Source organism: Hypericibacter terrae (assembly GCF_008728855.1).
GTDB classification, from domain to species: Bacteria; Pseudomonadota; Alphaproteobacteria; order Dongiales; family Dongiaceae; genus Hypericibacter; species Hypericibacter terrae.
Genome location: NZ_CP042906.1, coordinates 2,761,584 through 2,776,432, shown reverse-complemented (window position 1 = coordinate 2,776,432; position 14,849 = coordinate 2,761,584). Strand labels below are relative to the sequence as shown.

15 protein-coding genes are annotated in these 14,849 nt (G+C 66.8%); 13 read left to right on the top strand and 2 right to left on the bottom strand.

Annotated elements, in window-relative coordinates; all coding sequences use genetic code 11:
* Position 1: 1 nt before the first annotated feature.
* Both FRZ44_RS12650 and FRZ44_RS12645 read right to left on the bottom strand, forming a co-directional pair.
* Positions 2-775 (bottom strand): SDR family NAD(P)-dependent oxidoreductase, encoded by a 774-nt coding sequence (locus FRZ44_RS12650; RefSeq protein WP_151177530.1) that lies wholly within the window; start codon positions 773-775, stop codon positions 2-4.
* A gap of 68 nt (positions 776-843) precedes the next feature.
* The gene (locus tag FRZ44_RS12645; RefSeq protein WP_151177529.1) at positions 844-1,632 is read right to left on the bottom strand and encodes an SDR family NAD(P)-dependent oxidoreductase; all 789 of its coding nucleotides are present in this window, start codon (positions 1,630-1,632) and stop codon (positions 844-846) included.
* A gap of 444 nt (positions 1,633-2,076) precedes the next feature.
* Here FRZ44_RS12645 and FRZ44_RS27020 point away from each other — a divergent pair, with 444 nt between their 5' ends.
* The 13 genes from FRZ44_RS27020 to FRZ44_RS12585 all read left to right on the top strand — a co-directional run bounded on the left by FRZ44_RS27020 (position 2,077) and on the right by FRZ44_RS12585 (position 14,835).
* Positions 2,077-2,376 carry a hypothetical protein gene (locus FRZ44_RS27020; RefSeq protein ID WP_191908560.1) on the top strand — a complete coding sequence of 100 codons (300 nt, stop codon included), beginning with the start codon at positions 2,077-2,079 and terminating at the stop codon, positions 2,374-2,376.
* 31 nt (positions 2,377-2,407) lie between these two features.
* Complete coding sequence (locus tag FRZ44_RS12640) at positions 2,408-3,199, top strand: YdcF family protein (protein WP_191908559.1); 792 nt, start codon at positions 2,408-2,410, stop codon at positions 3,197-3,199.
* Positions 3,200-3,332: 133 nt separating this feature from the next.
* Complete coding sequence (locus tag FRZ44_RS12635; RefSeq protein ID WP_151177527.1) at positions 3,333-4,343, top strand: lytic murein transglycosylase; 1,011 nt, start codon at positions 3,333-3,335, stop codon at positions 4,341-4,343.
* Between the two features lie 39 nt (positions 4,344-4,382).
* Positions 4,383-5,354 (top strand): septal ring lytic transglycosylase RlpA family protein, encoded by a 972-nt coding sequence (locus FRZ44_RS12630; RefSeq protein ID WP_151177526.1) that lies wholly within the window; start codon positions 4,383-4,385, stop codon positions 5,352-5,354.
* Between the two features lie 116 nt (positions 5,355-5,470).
* Positions 5,471-6,628, top strand: coding sequence for a D-alanyl-D-alanine carboxypeptidase family protein (locus FRZ44_RS12625; protein WP_151177525.1), 1,158 nt, complete (start codon positions 5,471-5,473; stop codon positions 6,626-6,628).
* A gap of 20 nt (positions 6,629-6,648) precedes the next feature.
* Positions 6,649-7,296: a dTMP kinase gene (gene tmk / locus FRZ44_RS12620; protein WP_151177524.1), complete on the top strand. Its 648-nt coding sequence runs from the start codon at positions 6,649-6,651 to the stop codon at positions 7,294-7,296.
* The gene (locus FRZ44_RS12615; RefSeq protein WP_151177523.1) at positions 7,293-8,405 is read left to right on the top strand and encodes a DNA polymerase III subunit delta'; all 1,113 of its coding nucleotides are present in this window, start codon (positions 7,293-7,295) and stop codon (positions 8,403-8,405) included. The genes tmk and FRZ44_RS12615 overlap by 4 nt, the downstream gene beginning before the upstream one ends.
* 126 nt (positions 8,406-8,531) lie before the next feature.
* The gene (gene metG / locus FRZ44_RS12610; protein WP_151177522.1) at positions 8,532-10,127 is read left to right on the top strand and encodes a methionine--tRNA ligase; all 1,596 of its coding nucleotides are present in this window, start codon (positions 8,532-8,534) and stop codon (positions 10,125-10,127) included.
* On the top strand, positions 10,127-10,924 hold the full coding sequence (locus tag FRZ44_RS12605) for a TatD family hydrolase (RefSeq protein WP_151177521.1): 798 nt from the start codon (positions 10,127-10,129) through the stop codon (positions 10,922-10,924). The genes metG and FRZ44_RS12605 overlap by 1 nt, the downstream gene beginning before the upstream one ends.
* A 28-nt stretch (positions 10,925-10,952) precedes the next feature.
* Positions 10,953-11,747: an MBL fold metallo-hydrolase gene (locus FRZ44_RS12600; RefSeq protein ID WP_151177520.1), complete on the top strand. Its 795-nt coding sequence runs from the start codon at positions 10,953-10,955 to the stop codon at positions 11,745-11,747.
* A 142-nt stretch (positions 11,748-11,889) separates the two neighbouring features.
* Positions 11,890-12,252 (top strand): FtsB family cell division protein, encoded by a 363-nt coding sequence (locus FRZ44_RS12595; RefSeq protein ID WP_151177519.1) that lies wholly within the window; start codon positions 11,890-11,892, stop codon positions 12,250-12,252.
* A gap of 163 nt (positions 12,253-12,415) precedes the next feature.
* Positions 12,416-13,420 carry a pyruvate dehydrogenase (acetyl-transferring) E1 component subunit alpha gene (gene pdhA, locus FRZ44_RS12590; RefSeq protein ID WP_151177518.1) on the top strand — a complete coding sequence of 335 codons (1,005 nt, stop codon included), beginning with the start codon at positions 12,416-12,418 and terminating at the stop codon, positions 13,418-13,420.
* 20 nt (positions 13,421-13,440) lie between these two features.
* Positions 13,441-14,835 (top strand): pyruvate dehydrogenase complex E1 component subunit beta, encoded by a 1,395-nt coding sequence (locus tag FRZ44_RS12585; RefSeq protein WP_151177517.1) that lies wholly within the window; start codon positions 13,441-13,443, stop codon positions 14,833-14,835.
* Positions 14,836-14,849: the final 14 nt, after the last annotated feature.

Sequence of the window (14,849 nt, the reverse complement as noted above, 5' to 3'; positions counted from 1 at the left end):
GTCAGAGTCCCGCGGTGGTGCCGAAGTCGATCGACAGGGCGGCACCGGTGATGGGTGTGAGCTTGGGCGAGGCGATCTGGAACACGAACTCGGCGACCTCCTCGGCACGCGCGAAACGCGCGCGGGCCCCTTGCGGATAGATCGCGAGCAGCTTGTCGAAATAGGCCTTGGGATTACTCTCGCCATAGGTCTCGGCCTGGTATTTCAGCATCGGCGTCTCGACATCGCAGGGACAGATCGCATTGACCCGGATGCCGCGGGGCGCCAGCTCGCGCGCCAGCGCCTTGGTCAGCAGCACCACGCCGCCCTTCGATGCGCAATAGATGGCCGCCCCCGCATTGCCGATGAGGCCCGCATCCGAGGCGATGTTGAGGATTGTGCCGGAGGCCTTTTCGAGGGCCGGGATCGCGTAGCGGCAGGCGAAGAAGGTGCCCTTGAGGTTGATGTCGAGCGTGCGGTCCCATTCGGCCTCGGTTGCCTCGTCGGAGGGACCCTCGACCCAGACGCCGGCGCCATTCACCAGCAGATCGAGCCCGCCGAAGCGCGCGAGGGTCACTGCGATCATGCGCTCGCAATCGGCAACGCGTGTGACATCGGTCGGGATCGCGAGGAGCCGCGGGCCGGCCTTCATGTCGCGCTCGAGCTCGCCCAGCCGCTGGCTGTTGATGTCCGCGACCGCGAGGTTGGCGCCCTCGGCCAGGAAGCGTTCGACGATCGCGCGTCCCATGCCGCCCGACCCCCCGGTGATCAGGACCGTCTTGTCATGCCAGCTCATGCGGTCGGTTCCTTATCAAGCAGCGTCGATCGCTGTCGTCGCGGGCGGGTGGGGTGTCGCGATCGTTTTCAGAACGCCACGTCCCGGGGCCCCTTGAATTCCTGGATCGTGTTGCCGCCATCGACCACGATCAGCTGGCCGGTGAGATAGCTCGCTTCCTCGGAGGCGAGGAAGACGCAGACATGGCCGACCTCGTCCGAGCGGCCGGAGCGGCCGACCGGGGTGTTGTCGCCGGCGATGATCTCTTTCTTGCTGCTGGAGCTGGTGGCGATCCAGCCCGGCCCGACGGCGTTCGCGGTGATGCCCTTGCCGGCATATTCGAGGGCGACCGAGCGGGTGAAGCCCAGCATCGCCGCCTTGGCCGTGCCATAGGCGGTCGAGCGCGGGATCGCGACCACGGGGCCCGTCACCGAGGACATGTTGACGATCCGCCCGTAACGCCGGCGCGTCATGCCCGGCAGCACGGCGCGGGTGAGGGTGAAGCAGGTGTTGAGGCTGATGTCGAGCTGGCGGTCCCAGCTGGCATCGTCGATCTCATGGGCCCATTGCCGGCGTTGCTTGACGCCGGTCTGCGCCATGCCGGCGTTGTTCACCAGGATCGAGACCGGACCCAGCGTCTTCTCGACCTTCTTGACGAGCTCGGCCGCGGCGCGCCGGTCGGTGAGGTCGCAGGTGAAGGCGGCCTTGTCCTTCGCGCCGCCCGGCAGCTCTTCCAGCCGGTCGAAGATGCGCTTGGTGGTGGAGGTGATGGCGACCCGGGCACCCGCCTCGCGCAACAGCCTGGCCGTCGCGAAACCGATTCCGTCGGCGCTGCCCGCGCCCGTCACGAGCGCGGTTCGGCCTTGGACGCCTGCCATGATGGATCCCTTCTCACGCCGCTGCTGCCGCTGCGCCCGCGGCGCCGCTGTCGGTTTCGCATAACATGCGGCGCGATGGCCGCAAACCCCGGCCGAGAGCCGACGGAACCGCAGCCCCGGGGAATTTCCCGTTTCGCTGGAATCCTTCGGGACTGGCCGTTCCTCCGAGCCCGGTTCGAAACTCGCCCCCTAACTTATTGATTCTTGACAGTTTCGAGGCGGGTTCAATAATCCGCGCTCCTGGAGCCGGCGGGTCGTCCGAGTCGCTGGCCGGTTTGCCGCGAGGAGATTCGGCCATGAGGCGAATCGCGACGGCCCCTGCGGTCGTGACGCCATGGGGATGACCGCCTGTGCCGATCGGGATTCGACCGAGGCTCCCCCCTGAGTCCCGCGCGCGTCACGATCCTGTTCCATCATGGCCTGCCGTTGCTCCTGGCGGCAGGCTTGGCCGGCTGTGCGGCCCAGCCCCAGCAGGCGGCCGGCCTCTCCCGCGACACCCGGTCCGAGAATTATTGCGTCCAGTTCGCCGGCACGGGCACCGGGCAGTATGACCAGGCGTTGCTCCTGGATTGCCGGCGCGAGGAATATACGGCCGCGGCACGGGTGCGGGGCATGCAACTGCCGAAGGACGTTGATGCGGGTTGCGCGGCGACCGCCTCGATGGGCGATCCGGTCCGGTTTTTCTCCTGGTCTCGCTTCGCCCTCTGCGCCGAACGTCTGGCGCCGCCGCCAGACGAGCCTTGAGCCGGCATCGCGGCATGAAGGATCGACGCGCATGACCTTCTTTCTCGGCAAATTCCTGGGTTGGATCACCGATCCGAGCCTCTGGCTCCTCTTGCTGCTGCTGGGGGCGCTGATCGGCTCCTTCCGCCGGCGCGGACGGGGCGGGCGCGTTTTTCTGCTGCTGGCACTGCTGCTGACCCTCGCCTTGGCGGTCCTCCCGGTCGGCGGGTGGCTGTTGCTGCCGCTCGAGAACCGATTTCCGCCGCCGGCCAGCCTGCCGGAGCATATCGACGGCATCCTGGTGCTGGGCGGCAGTCTGGACGGCGAGGCCTCGGCGGCGCGCGGCCAGCCGGTGCTCAACGATTCCGCCGAGCGCTTGACCGCGGCGGTCGCCCTGGCGCACGCCCATCCCGAAGCCCGGCTGATCTTTTCCGGCGGCAGCAGCTCGATCTGGCCCGGACAGGAGCCGGAAGCGCGCTATGTCGAGCGGCTGCTGCTCGATCTGGGCGTGCCGCCGGCCCAGCTCACCATCGAGAGCACGTCCCGGACCACACAGGAAAACGCCGCCCATCTTACCCAGCTGCTGGGCGCCCAGACGCAGGGCAACTGGGTCCTCGTCACCTCGGCCTCGCATATGCCGCGCGCGGTCGGTTGCTTCCGCCACCTCGGTTGGCAGGTGATTCCCTATCCGGTCGATTACCGGACCGAAGGCAAGGGCGAACCGCTGAAGCCGATCGAACCGATCGCCGGCTTTGCCGATTTGTCGGTGGCGCTTCACGAATGGTTAGGGTTGGTCGCTTATCGCATCCAGGGTGCGACTGATGCGTGGCTGCCGGCGCCGTGACCGAAGTGCCGCCCTGAGTCAAAGAGACGCGGGCAGGCCCAGGCATCTTGGCCGACTCTGACGGGTCATGGCACAAACGAAGGAGAACTGGATTTTGCGTCGAGGGGTGGTCGCCATGCGGGGCGGGAAGGGCATGAACCGGCGGCGCGTCCTGCGCGCCCTCGCCGGGGGCGGCTTGGCTCTTGCCGTGGCGCCGGCCGTGATGCTTGGCTCGCGCCCGGCCTTCGCCGGCCTGGATATCACGCAGTTCAACGCCTGGATCCAGGGCGTGCGCGAGGAGGCCGCCACGCGCGGCGTCTCGTCCGCCACACTCGACGAAGCATTCAAGGGCGTCGCCTTCAATTATGACGTGATCGCGCTCGATCAGAAGCAGCCCGAAAGCACCATCACCTTCGTCGATTACCTGGCGCGCGTGGTGAACGACAAGCGCGTGGCGGCCGGCCGCGACCTCTATCGGCAGAACCTGGCCCTGTTGACCCGGATCGGCACCCTCTACGGCGTGCAGCCGCGCTTCATCGTGGCGCTCTGGGGCATCGAGAGCAATTTTGGCGCCCAGCAGGGCGATTATCGCATCGTCGAGGCGCTGGCGACCCTCGCCTACGAAGGGCGCCGCGCCGAGTTCTTCCGCAAGGAGCTGATCAACGCCCTGGAGATTCTCGAGCATCACGACGTCAGCGCCGGCAACATGCTGGGCTCCTGGGCCGGCGCCATGGGGCAATGTCAGTTCATGCCCTCGAGCTATTTGCGTTTCGCCGTCGATGCCGACGGCGACGGCAAGCGCGACATCTGGAACTCGACCGCCGACGTGTTCGGCTCGATCGCCAATTACCTTGCCGGCAACGACTGGAAGCCCGATCAGACCTGGGGACGCGAGGTCAAGCTGCCGGCTCATCTCGACAGCAACCTGATCTCGCTCGACATCCAAAAACCCCTCGAGGAATGGAAGAAGCTGGGCTTGCGGCGGGTCGATGGCGGCGATCTGCCGGTGGTCCATAAGCTCGACGCGTCGCTGGTCCGGCCCGACGACACGACGGGCCCCGCCTACCTCGTCTATGGAAACTACAAGGCGATCATGAAATGGAATCGCTCGACTTATTTCGCGACCGCCGTCGGCACGCTCGCCGATCGGATCGAGCAGGGTTAATGAGCAAGTACCAGGGGTTATAGGGGACCGTTAGAGAAAATGCTCAGGTGGGGTTCGGTCGCGGCGATGCTGGGCGTGACGGCTGCGCTCTTGTTGGGCGGCTGCTCGGAGACCGAGCTCGTGCTCAATACCGGCAAGGTCGTGACCAAGCCCACCCAGACGCCGCCGGCCTACAAGATCGGGCAGCCCTACCAGGTCGAGGGCGTCTGGTACTACCCGAAGGTCGACTATAGCTATGACGAGACCGGGATCGCGTCCTGGTATGGGCCCGACTTCAACGGCAAGCCCACGGCCAGCGGCGAGATCTACGATCAGAACGGCCTGACGGCGGCGCACAAGTCGCTGCCGCTCCCGACCATCGTCCAGGTGACCAACCTCGAGAACGGGCGCTCGCTGAAGCTGCGCATCAATGACCGCGGGCCGTTCGTGAACGGCCGCATCATCGATGTGTCGCGCCGCGCCGCCCAGCTGCTGGGCTTCCACCAGAACGGCACCGCGAAGGTCCGCGTCCAGGTGCTGGCCGACGAGAGCATGGCCCTGGCGGCTGCCCTGACCGGCGGGAGCGGCGTGCCGTCCGACCAGCCGCAGCCGGCGGTGCCGACGGCGGCCCCCACCACGGCCGTCACCAGCCAGGCGCTGCCCTCGACGACGAGCAGCACCGCAAGCACGGTCGCAACGGCGCCGGCCGCGACCAGCACGACGACCAGCACCGCGCCCGCGGCCACTCGGGCCGTCGCCGCGGCCCAGCCCGATGGCCGGGTCACGCAGACGCTCGTCAAGCCGAGCGGGATCTTCATCCAGGCCGGCTCCTTCACCCAATATGCGAACGCGCAGAAACTGACCACGGAATTGTCGCGCATGGGCGCCGCCACCATGACGCCGGTCAAGGTCGGCACGCAACAATTCTATCGCGTGCGGCTGGGACCGATCGCATCGGTTCCGGAGGCCGACCGGCTGTTGGAGAAGCTGGTCCAGTCCGGCCACACCGAGGCGCGCATCGTCGTGGATTGATGCGGCAGCCCGCCGCGAAAACGCCCAGATGGGCGGCTCTTATGGATCGACGCCGGCTCCCGTGCGGCGTTATCTTTAACTTTGCCGGGAGAGGAACCAGGATGATTGGGATAACGATGACACTCGCTGCACGTCCTTTGACCGCGCTCGCGGCCTTGGCCTTTCTCGCCACCTCGTCGCTGGGGATCGCCGCCGCCCGGGCCGAATCCATCGACACCACGGCGACCGAAGCCTATGTCCTGGATTTCGACACCGGCGCGGTGCTCCTCGACAAGAACGCGGAAACCCAGATCCAGCCGGCCTCGCTCAGCAAGCTGATGACGGTCTATCTGCTGTTCGAGGCGCTGAAGAAGGGCGAGGTCAAGCTCGACGACAGCTTCCCGGTCTCGAAGGAAGCCTGGGCGCTGAACGAGGGCTCGACGATGTTCGTCGGCATCGGCAGCCAGATCCATGTCGAGGACCTGATCCGCGGCATCATCGTCCAGTCGGGCAATGACGCCTGCCTCGTGGTCGCGGAAGGTCTCGCCGGCACCGAGGAAGCCTTCGTCGAGCGGATGAACAAGAAGGCCAAGGAGCTCGGCCTCAACGACAGTCAGTTCGACAATCCGCACGGGCTTGAAGATCCCAAGCAGCTGATGACCGCGCATGACGTGGCGTGGCTGGCCCATCACCTGATCGCCGACTTCCCCGAGTATTATCATTACTTCTCGGAGAAGGAGTTCGTCTTCAACGGCATCAAGCAGGGCAACCGCAATCCGCTGCTCTACAAGGATCCGACCGTCGACGGCCTCAAGACCGGCCATCTCAGCATCTCCGGCTACAGCGTCGCGGTCTCGGCCAAGCGCGACGGCCGGCGCATCATCACGGTGCTGATCGGGACCCATAGCATGCAGGAGCGCTCGGACGAGGCGGCGAAGGTCCTCGACTGGGCGTTCCGCGAGTATGACAATTACACGGTCGCCAAGGCCGGTTCGGTGCTGGCCGACGCGCCGGTCTGGATGGGCCAGGAGGCGACGGTTCCGCTGGCGGTCGGCAAGGACCTGCTGGTGACGCTGCCGCGCGCGGCCCATGACAAGCTCACCGCCAAGGCGGTGTTCGATGGCCCGATCCCGGCGCCGATCACGGCCGGCCAGGAAGTGGGCAAGGTGGTGATCTCGGTGCCCGGCATGGCCGACATGGAAGTGCCGCTGGTCGCCGGCAAGGAAGTGCCGAAGCTGGGCTTCTTCGGCCGCATGTTCGCGTCGCTCAAGCACTATATCGGCGGCGGCGCCTGATCGGAGCGAGCGGAGACGGGATGGCGCGCGGCCGCTTCATTACGTTCGAGGGCGGCGAGGGCGCGGGCAAATCCACGCAAGCCAAGCGTCTCGCTACCTGGCTCGAAGGGCAGGGGCGCAACGTGCTGCTGACCCGCGAGCCCGGCGGGTCGCCCGGGGCCGAGGAAATCCGCAAGCTGCTGGTCCAGGGCGCCACCGACCGCTGGGATCCCATGACCGAGACCCTGCTGCATTTCGCGGCGCGGCGCGACCATCTCGAGCGCGTCATCCGCCCGGCCCTGGCCGCGGGGCAGTGGGTGCTGTCCGATCGCTTCGCGGATTCGACCCTGGCCTATCAGGGCTATGGCCATGGCGTCGATCGCGATTTCATTGCGCTCCTCGAGAAGGCCGTCGTCGGCTCGCAGCGCCCGGACCTGACCCTGATCCTCGATCTGCCGGTGGCCCAGGGCCTCGAACGCGCCGGCGCGCGGCGGGGGCCCGAGACCCGCTATGAGGACATGGCCCAGGCCTTTCACGAGCGGCTGCGCCAGGGCTTTCTCGCGATCGCGGCACAGGAGCCTCGACGCTGCCGTGTCATCGACGCGACCGCCAGCCTCGATGCGGTCCAGGCGAAACTGCGCGCCGCGATGACCGAGGCGTTCCCGGCCGAACTGAGGCAGGCTCCATGAGCGACGAACCGCAGCAGGCTTGGCCGGCCCCGCGCGAGAATCCCGATCTCATCGGCCATGAGGAGGCCGAAGCGTCGCTGGCGGCCGCGGTGGCGTCGGGCCGCCTCGCGCATGGCTGGCTGATCACGGGCCCGCGCGGCATCGGCAAGGCGACCCTGGCCTTTCGTTTCGCGCGCTATCTGCTGGCGAACCGCGGCGCCGAGGCCGAGGCACCGGGACTGTTCGGCGCCGCCGAGACGGCCGCGCCCGCGGGCTTGCGCACCGATCCCAACCTGCCGGTGTTCCGGCGCATCGCGAGCGGCGGTCACGCCGACCTCATCACGGTCGAGCGCAGTTGGGACGAGAAGAAGAAAAAGCGCCGCGGCGAGATCGTCATCGGCGACGTCCGCGATATCGGCCAGTTCCTGCATCTGACGCCGGCGGAAGGCGGCTGGCGTGTGGTCGTCGTGGACTGTGCCGAGGACATGAACCGCAATGCCGCCAATGCGGTGCTCAAGGTGCTCGAAGAGCCGCCGCGCCGCTCGGTGTTGCTGCTGGTGAGCCATGCGCCGGGACGGCTCCTGCCGACCATCCGTTCGCGCTGCCGCCGGCTGGCGCTGAAGCCGCTCGCCGACGCGCAGGTGCGCGCTCTCCTGGCCCGCTATCGGCCCGGGCTCGAGCCGGCCGATCAGGCGCTGCTGGTCTGGCTGGCGCAAGGGAGCATCGGCCGCGCCCTGGCATTGGCCGAGGAGGAGGGGCTCGAGCTCTATCACGAGCTGGGCGAGCAGCTCGGCCGGCTGCCCGACCTCGACATCCCGGCCGTCCATGATTTCGCCGACCGCCTCGCCCGCGATCGCGAGGGCGACCGGTTCCGCACCGCGGCCGATCTGCTGGAAGGCTGGATGGCGCGGCTGCTGAGGACAGCCTCCCTGGGCCGCCCGGACCCTGGAATTCCGCCTGAAGAGGCCCAGATTCTGGGACGTCTGGCCGGGTCCCGCGGACTTGATCAATGGCTGGCCCTGTGGGAAAAGGTCACGCGCCTGATCGCCGGGGCCGAGCAGGCCGATCTCGATCTGAAACAGGTCTGGATCGGCGCCATGCTAGCCTTGGCCGGGCAGGGACGGCGCTGACAGGAACCGCCTGTCCTCCGAAGCGGCCATGCCGCGAAGGAGGATGGTTCGGCGTCCGCCCCACCTCCGCATTCCCGCGGATCTCGTCGCCACAAACCAGGTTCTCGATCCGGAAGACCCGCACGCATGTCAGGGCCCCGCGCCTACTACATCACCACGCCGATCTATTACGTGAACGACGCGCCGCATATCGGGCACGCCTATACGACGCTCGCCTGCGATGTGATCGCGCGCTTCATGCGGCTGGACGGGCGGCGGGTCAACTTCCTGACCGGCACGGACGAGCATGGCCAGAAGGTCGAGAAATCGGCCAAGGCCGCCGGCATGACGCCCAAGGATTTCACCGACAAGGTCTCGCAGAACTTCCGCGACCTGGCGGTGGCGATGAATTTCAGCAACGACGATTTCATCCGCACCACCGAGGCGCGGCATATCAGGGCCTGCCAGGCGCTGTGGCAGGCGCTGCTGTCGCGCGGCCATATCTATCTCGGCCATTACGAGGGCTGGTATGCGGTGCGCGACGAGGCCTTCTATGGCGAGGAAGAGCTGACCACCGGCGCCGACGGCAGGAAGCGGGCCCCCTCCGGCGCCGAGGTCGACTGGGTCAAGGAGCCCAGCTACTTCTTCGATCTGTCGAAATGGCAGCAGCCGCTGCTCGATTTCTACGAGAAGCATCCCGACTTCATCGCGCCCGAGACGCGCCGCAACGAGGTGCTGTCTTTCGTGCGCGGCGGACTCACCGATCTCTCGGTGTCGCGCACCAGCTTCAAATGGGGCGTGCCGGTGCCGAACGACCCGGACCACATCATGTATGTGTGGCTCGACGCGCTGACCAACTACATCACGGCGGTGGGCTATCCCGATGTCGGCAGCGAGAGCTACCGCACCTTCTGGCCGGCCGACCTGCATATGGTCGGCAAGGACATCCTGCGCTTCCATACGGTCTATTGGCCGGCCTTTCTGATGGCCGCGGGGCTGGAGCCGCCACGCCGCGTCTTCGCCCATGGCTGGTGGACCAACGAAGGCCAGAAGATCTCCAAGTCGCTGGGCAACGTCATCGATCCGCTGCAGCTCGTCGAAACCTACGGGCTCGACCAGGTGCGCTACTTCCTGCTGCGCGAGGTGCCGTTCGGCAATGACGGCGACTTTTCGCGCCGCGCCATGGTCACGCGCACCAACAGCGATCTCGCCAACGGCCTGGGCAATCTGGCGCAGCGCTCGCTCTCGATGATCAACAAGAACTGCGGCGCGGTCGTGCCCGAAAAGGGGGCGTTGACCGAGGCGGACCGGAAGCTGCTCGGTCAGGCGCAGGACCTGCTGCCGCGCTGGCGCGAGGCGATCGAGACCCAGACCTTCAACCGCGGGCTCGAGACGATCTGGTTCGTCGTCGCCGAGGCCGACCGCTATGTCGACGAGCAGGCGCCCTGGGCGCTGAAGAAGACTGATCCCGCGCGCATGGCGACGGTGCTCTGGGTGCTGGCCGAGACGGTGCGCTATCTCGCCATCCTGGTGCAGCCGGTGATGCCGGAATCCGCGGGCAAGCTGCTCGATCAGCTGGCCGTGCCGCAGGGAAGGCGGAGCTTCGTTCATCTGACGGAAGCCGACGCGCTGAAGGCCGGCACGCCCTTGCCGGCGCCGGAAGGCGTGTTCCCGCGCTTCGTCGATCCGGATGTGCCGGCACCCGCCGCTGCGCCCGCCAAAGCCAAGGGCAAGAAGGCCTGATGCTCGTCGACAGCCATTGCCATCTCGATTATCTCGACCGCGCCGGGATCCTCGACGCGGCGCTGGGCCGTGCGCGCGAGGCGGGGGTGGGGGCGATGCTCACCATCTGCACCAGCGTGGAGGAGTTCCCGCAGGTGCTGGCCATCGCCGAGCGCCACGACAATCTCTGGTGCACGGTCGGTGTCCATCCGCATGAGGCCGAGGGCGAGGTCAATGTCGCTGCCGAGCAGCTGATCGAGCTCAGCCGCCATCCCAAGGTGATCGGCATCGGCGAATGCGGGCTCGATTACTTCTACGAACGCAGCCCGCGTGCCGAGCAGCAGTCGGTGTTTCGCACCCATATCGCGGCGGCGCGGGCCACGGGCCTGCCGCTGATCGTCCATAGCCGTGACGCCGACGAGGACACGGTGGCGCTGCTGCAGGAAGGGGCGGCCGAGGGAAACCTGCGCGGGCTGATCCATTGCTTCAGCACCACGCAATATCTCTCCGACAGCGCCCTCAAGCTGGGGTTCTATATCTCGCTCTCCGGGATCCTGACCTTCCCGAAGTCGGACAGCTTGCGCGCCATCGCCAAGGACCTGCCGCAGGACCGCATCCTGGTCGAAACGGACTCGCCCTATCTGGCGCCGGTGCCCTTCCGCGGCAAGAAATGCGAGCCGGCCTTCGTCGCCCATACCGCGCAATGCCTGGCCGAACTCCAGGGCATGACGGCACCGGAGCTGGCCGACACCACCACCGCCAACTTCTTCCGCCTGTTCGACAAGGCGAAGCCTGCATCCTTGAAGGCCTCGGCCTGACCGACGGCAAACCGAGATCCGGGATTTCATGCGCGTAACGATTTTGGGATGCGGCGGGTCGGGCGGCGTGCCGCTGGTGGGCAATCACTGGGGGAGCTGCAACCCGAAGAATCCACGCAACCGGCGCCGGCGGGTCTCGGTGCTGATCGAAGATCACGAGCGGACCATCCTGATCGACGCGTCGCCCGACTGCCGGATGCAGCTGCTCGACGCCAATGTCCGAAAGCTCGACGCGGTTTTGTTTACCCATGATCACGCGGATCATGCCCACGGCATCGACGATCTGCGTTTCGTGCGGCGGGACCCCGCGGCACCGCCTCTGCCGGTGTTCGGCACCGCCGAGACGCTCGAGACCTTGTCGCACCGCTTCGATTATGCGTTCTCGCAGAACGAGAAGGGGTCGGGCCGGCTCTATCGGCCGTTCCTCGCGCCGACCGAGATTCGCCACGGCCAGCCCTTCGATCTGCTGGGGCTGACGGTCGTGCCTTATCGGCAGGAGCACGGCCATGGCACGCTCTCGACCGGCTACCGTGTCGGGCCGATGGCCTATTCGACCGATGTGGTCGAGCTGCCGCCGGCCTCGCTCGCGCAGCTCGAGGGGCTCGACCTCTTCGTCGTCGATTGCCTGCGTCTGGAGCCGCACAGCACGCACGCGAATTTCGAGACGGCGATGGGTTGGATCGAGGCGCTCAAGCCGCGCCATGCGGTGCTGACCCATCTCAACCATCAGATCGATTATGACGTTCTCGCCGCGCGCTGCCCGCAGGGCGTCGAGCCCGGCTATGACGGCTTGGTCGTCGAGATCCCGGAAATCTTTCGCTGAGGCGTCGGGCGGTGCGCCCGAACGGGGCGAGTGAGTCTTTCGAGTCACAGTCCAGCTCCTTTCGGACTCATTCGGCTCCGGAGTCGCGGTTCCGAGTCGAATTCATTTGACCGGCTCGACTCGGCTGTGATTCCGTCGAGTCATGGCAATTCGAATTGAACTCCGCCGCTATCTGCGCCAGATCGCCGTTCCCCTGATCGGCGCATCGCTGATGGGCTATTTCGGCTATCACGCGATCCAGGGCGACCGCGGCCTCATGGCCTGGCTCACCCTGAAGCAGCAATTGCGCCAAGCCGACGCGCAGCTCGCTTCGCTCCAAGGCGAGCAACTGACCCTCGCCAACCGGGTCCAGCGCATGAGCCCGGCGACGCTCGATTCGGATCTGCTGGATGAGCAGACCCGGCTGATGTTGAACTACGCGCGCGATGACGAGGTCGTGATCATGCGCCCCGATTCGGCACCGGCGGCGACGCCCGCGGCTCCTTCGACGCCGCCACAAAATTGACTTAACTGAAATTCAGTTAATTGTCACTTTTGTATTGTTTGTCATAAATTTACACGGTCTTGCTATTCTCCCTCTCCGGCGTAGATTAACCGGATAAGGGCTGGCCCTCGCTTCGCGGCCGCCCAGCGGGCTGCTCAAGGCCCGCCTATGGAGGGGAGACAACATGGCTGCAACGCCCGTGCGCAAGGCCGGCAAGGCCGACGGCGACGAGTCGGAAACCCTGCTCACCCATTACCGCGACATGCTGCTGATCCGCCGCTTCGAAGAGAAGGCGGGCCAGCTCTACGGCATGGGACTGATCGGCGGCTTCTGCCATCTCTATATCGGCCAGGAAGCGGTGGTCGTCGGCTGCATGGCCGCCCGCAAGCCCGTCGACAGCGTCATCACCTCCTATCGCGATCACGGCCACATGCTCGCCACCGGCATGGACCCGAAGGGCGTCATGGCGGAGCTCACGGGACGGCGCGGCGGCTATTCCAAGGGCAAGGGCGGCTCTATGCATATGTTCAGCCGCGAGAAGAACTTCTATGGCGGCCACGGCATCGTCGGCGCCCAGGTGCCGATCGGCACCGGCCTCGGCTTCGCCCATCGCTACAAGGAAGATGGCGGCGTCAGCCTGACCTTCCTCGGCGACGGCGCGATCAACCAGGGCCAGGTCTACGAATCCTTCAACATGGCGGCGCTCTGGAAGCTGCCTGTCGTCTACATCATCGAGAACAACAAATACGGCATGGGCACCTCGGTCGAGCGCGCGGCCGCCGGCAAGGATCTCCATATGCGCGGCCAGGCCTACGGCATTCCCGGCACCAAGGTCGACGGCATGGATGTGATGGCGGTGCGCGCGGCGGCCGAGAAGGCCCTGGCGAACGCGCGGACCGGCAAGGGGCCCTACATCCTCGAGGCGCTGACCTACCGCTATCGCGGCCACTCCATGTCCGACCCTGCGAAATATCGCAGCAAGGAAGAGGTCGCGAAGATGCGCCAGGAGCATGATCCGATCGATCACCTGCGTGCCAAGCTGCTGGACGGCGGCCACACGGATGAGAACGCGCTGAAGAACATCGATCGGGAGGTGAAGGACATCGTCGCCGAGGCGGCCGAGTTCGCGCAGGCGAGCCCGGAGCCCGATCCGTCCGAGCTTTGGACCGACGTGCTGGTCGAAGCGTAAGCGGGAAGGGATCCGAACCCATGTCGATTGAAATCCTGATGCCCGCCCTCTCGCCGACCATGACCGAGGGCAAGCTCGCCAAGTGGCTCAAGAAGGAAGGCGATGCGGTCAAGCCGGGCGATGTGATCGCCGAGATCGAGACCGACAAGGCGACGATGGAGGTCGAGGCGGTCGACGAGGGCAAGCTCGCCCGCATCATCGTGCCGGCCGGCACCGAGAATGTCGCCGTGAACGCGCCGATCGCGATTCTGGCCGTCGAGGGCGAGAGCGTCGATGCCGCGGCCAAGGCGCCACCGAAACCGGCAGCGGCGCCCGCGCCGGCAGCAGCGCCGGCCCCCGCGCCGGCTGCGGTCCCCGCTCCAGCTCCTGCGAAATCCGCGCCCGCCGCGCCCGCGATCGTCAGCCTGGCGCCCGAGGCGGCGATGGGCGAGACCCATACGATCACCATTCGCGAGGCGCTGCGCGACGCCATGGCGGAGGAGATGCGCCGCGACCCCAAGGTGTTCCTGATGGGCGAAGAGGTTGCCGAATATCAGGGTGCCTACAAGGTCAGCCAGGGCCTGCTCGAGGAGTTCGGGCCCAAGCGCGTGATCGACACGCCGATTACCGAGCATGGTTTCGCCGGCCTCGGCGTCGGCGCGGCCTTCGGCGGCTTGCGGCCGATCGTCGAGTTCATGACCTTCAACTTCGCCATGCAGGCGATCGACCAGATCATCAACTCGGCGGCGAAGACCAACTACATGTCGGGCGGGCAGATGGGCTCGCCGATCGTGTTCCGCGGGCCCAACGGTGCCGCCTCGCGCGTCGCGGCCCAGCATTCGCAGTGCTATGCGAGCTGGTACGCTCATTGCCCGGGCCTGAAGGTGGTGGCGCCCTGGTCGGGGGCCGATGCCAAGGGCCTGCTCAAATCCGCGATCCGCGATCCCAACCCGGTGATCTTCCTCGAGCATGAGCTGCTCTACGGCCAGAACTTCCCGGTCCCGACCAGCGCCGACTATCTGGTGCCGATCGGCAAGGCGAAGATCGTGCGGCCCGGCCGCGACCTGACCATCACCGCCTTCTCGCGGCCGGTGAGCTTCGCGCTCGCCGCCGCCGAGACCCTCGCCAAGGAGGGCATCGAGGCCGAGGTCATCGATCTGCGCAGCCTGCGTCCGCTCGACACCGAGACCATCGTGGAGTCCGTCAAGCGCACCAACCGGCTGGTGACGGTCGAGGAGGGCTGGCCCTTCGCCGGCATCGGCGCGGAGCTGGCGGCGCTCATGATGGAGCAGGCCTTCGACTGGCTCGATGCGCCGGTGACGCGCGTCCATGGTGCTGACGTGCCGCTGCCTTACGCGGCCAATCTCGAGCATCTGGCGCTGCCCAATGCCGACGGCATCGTCGCCGCCGCGCGCCAAGTCTGTTACCGCGGTTGAGTGGGGGAGGAGCA

Bases quoted from the DNA above. Each gene is read 5' to 3' on its own strand.
- FRZ44_RS12650 (WP_151177530.1), bottom strand. From the start codon at position 775: ATGAGCTGGCATGACAAGACGGTCCTGATCACCGGGGGGTCGGGCGGC.
- FRZ44_RS12645 (WP_151177529.1), bottom strand. From the start codon at position 1,632: ATGGCAGGCGTCCAAGGCCGAACCGCGCTCGTGACGGGCGCGGGCAGC.
- FRZ44_RS12640 (WP_191908559.1), top strand. From the start codon at position 2,408: ATGACCTTCTTTCTCGGCAAATTCCTGGGTTGGATCACCGATCCGAGC.
- FRZ44_RS12635 (WP_151177527.1), top strand. From the start codon at position 3,333: ATGAACCGGCGGCGCGTCCTGCGCGCCCTCGCCGGGGGCGGCTTGGCT.
- FRZ44_RS12630 (WP_151177526.1), top strand. From the start codon at position 4,383: ATGCTCAGGTGGGGTTCGGTCGCGGCGATGCTGGGCGTGACGGCTGCG.
- FRZ44_RS12625 (WP_151177525.1), top strand. From the start codon at position 5,471: ATGACACTCGCTGCACGTCCTTTGACCGCGCTCGCGGCCTTGGCCTTT.
- tmk (WP_151177524.1), top strand. From the start codon at position 6,649: ATGGCGCGCGGCCGCTTCATTACGTTCGAGGGCGGCGAGGGCGCGGGC.
- FRZ44_RS12615 (WP_151177523.1), top strand. From the start codon at position 7,293: ATGAGCGACGAACCGCAGCAGGCTTGGCCGGCCCCGCGCGAGAATCCC.
- metG (WP_151177522.1), top strand. From the start codon at position 8,532: ATGTCAGGGCCCCGCGCCTACTACATCACCACGCCGATCTATTACGTG.
- FRZ44_RS12605 (WP_151177521.1), top strand. From the start codon at position 10,127: ATGCTCGTCGACAGCCATTGCCATCTCGATTATCTCGACCGCGCCGGG.
- FRZ44_RS12600 (WP_151177520.1), top strand. From the start codon at position 10,953: ATGCGCGTAACGATTTTGGGATGCGGCGGGTCGGGCGGCGTGCCGCTG.
- FRZ44_RS12595 (WP_151177519.1), top strand. From the start codon at position 11,890: ATGGCAATTCGAATTGAACTCCGCCGCTATCTGCGCCAGATCGCCGTT.
- pdhA (WP_151177518.1), top strand. From the start codon at position 12,416: ATGGCTGCAACGCCCGTGCGCAAGGCCGGCAAGGCCGACGGCGACGAG.
- FRZ44_RS12585 (WP_151177517.1), top strand. From the start codon at position 13,441: ATGTCGATTGAAATCCTGATGCCCGCCCTCTCGCCGACCATGACCGAG.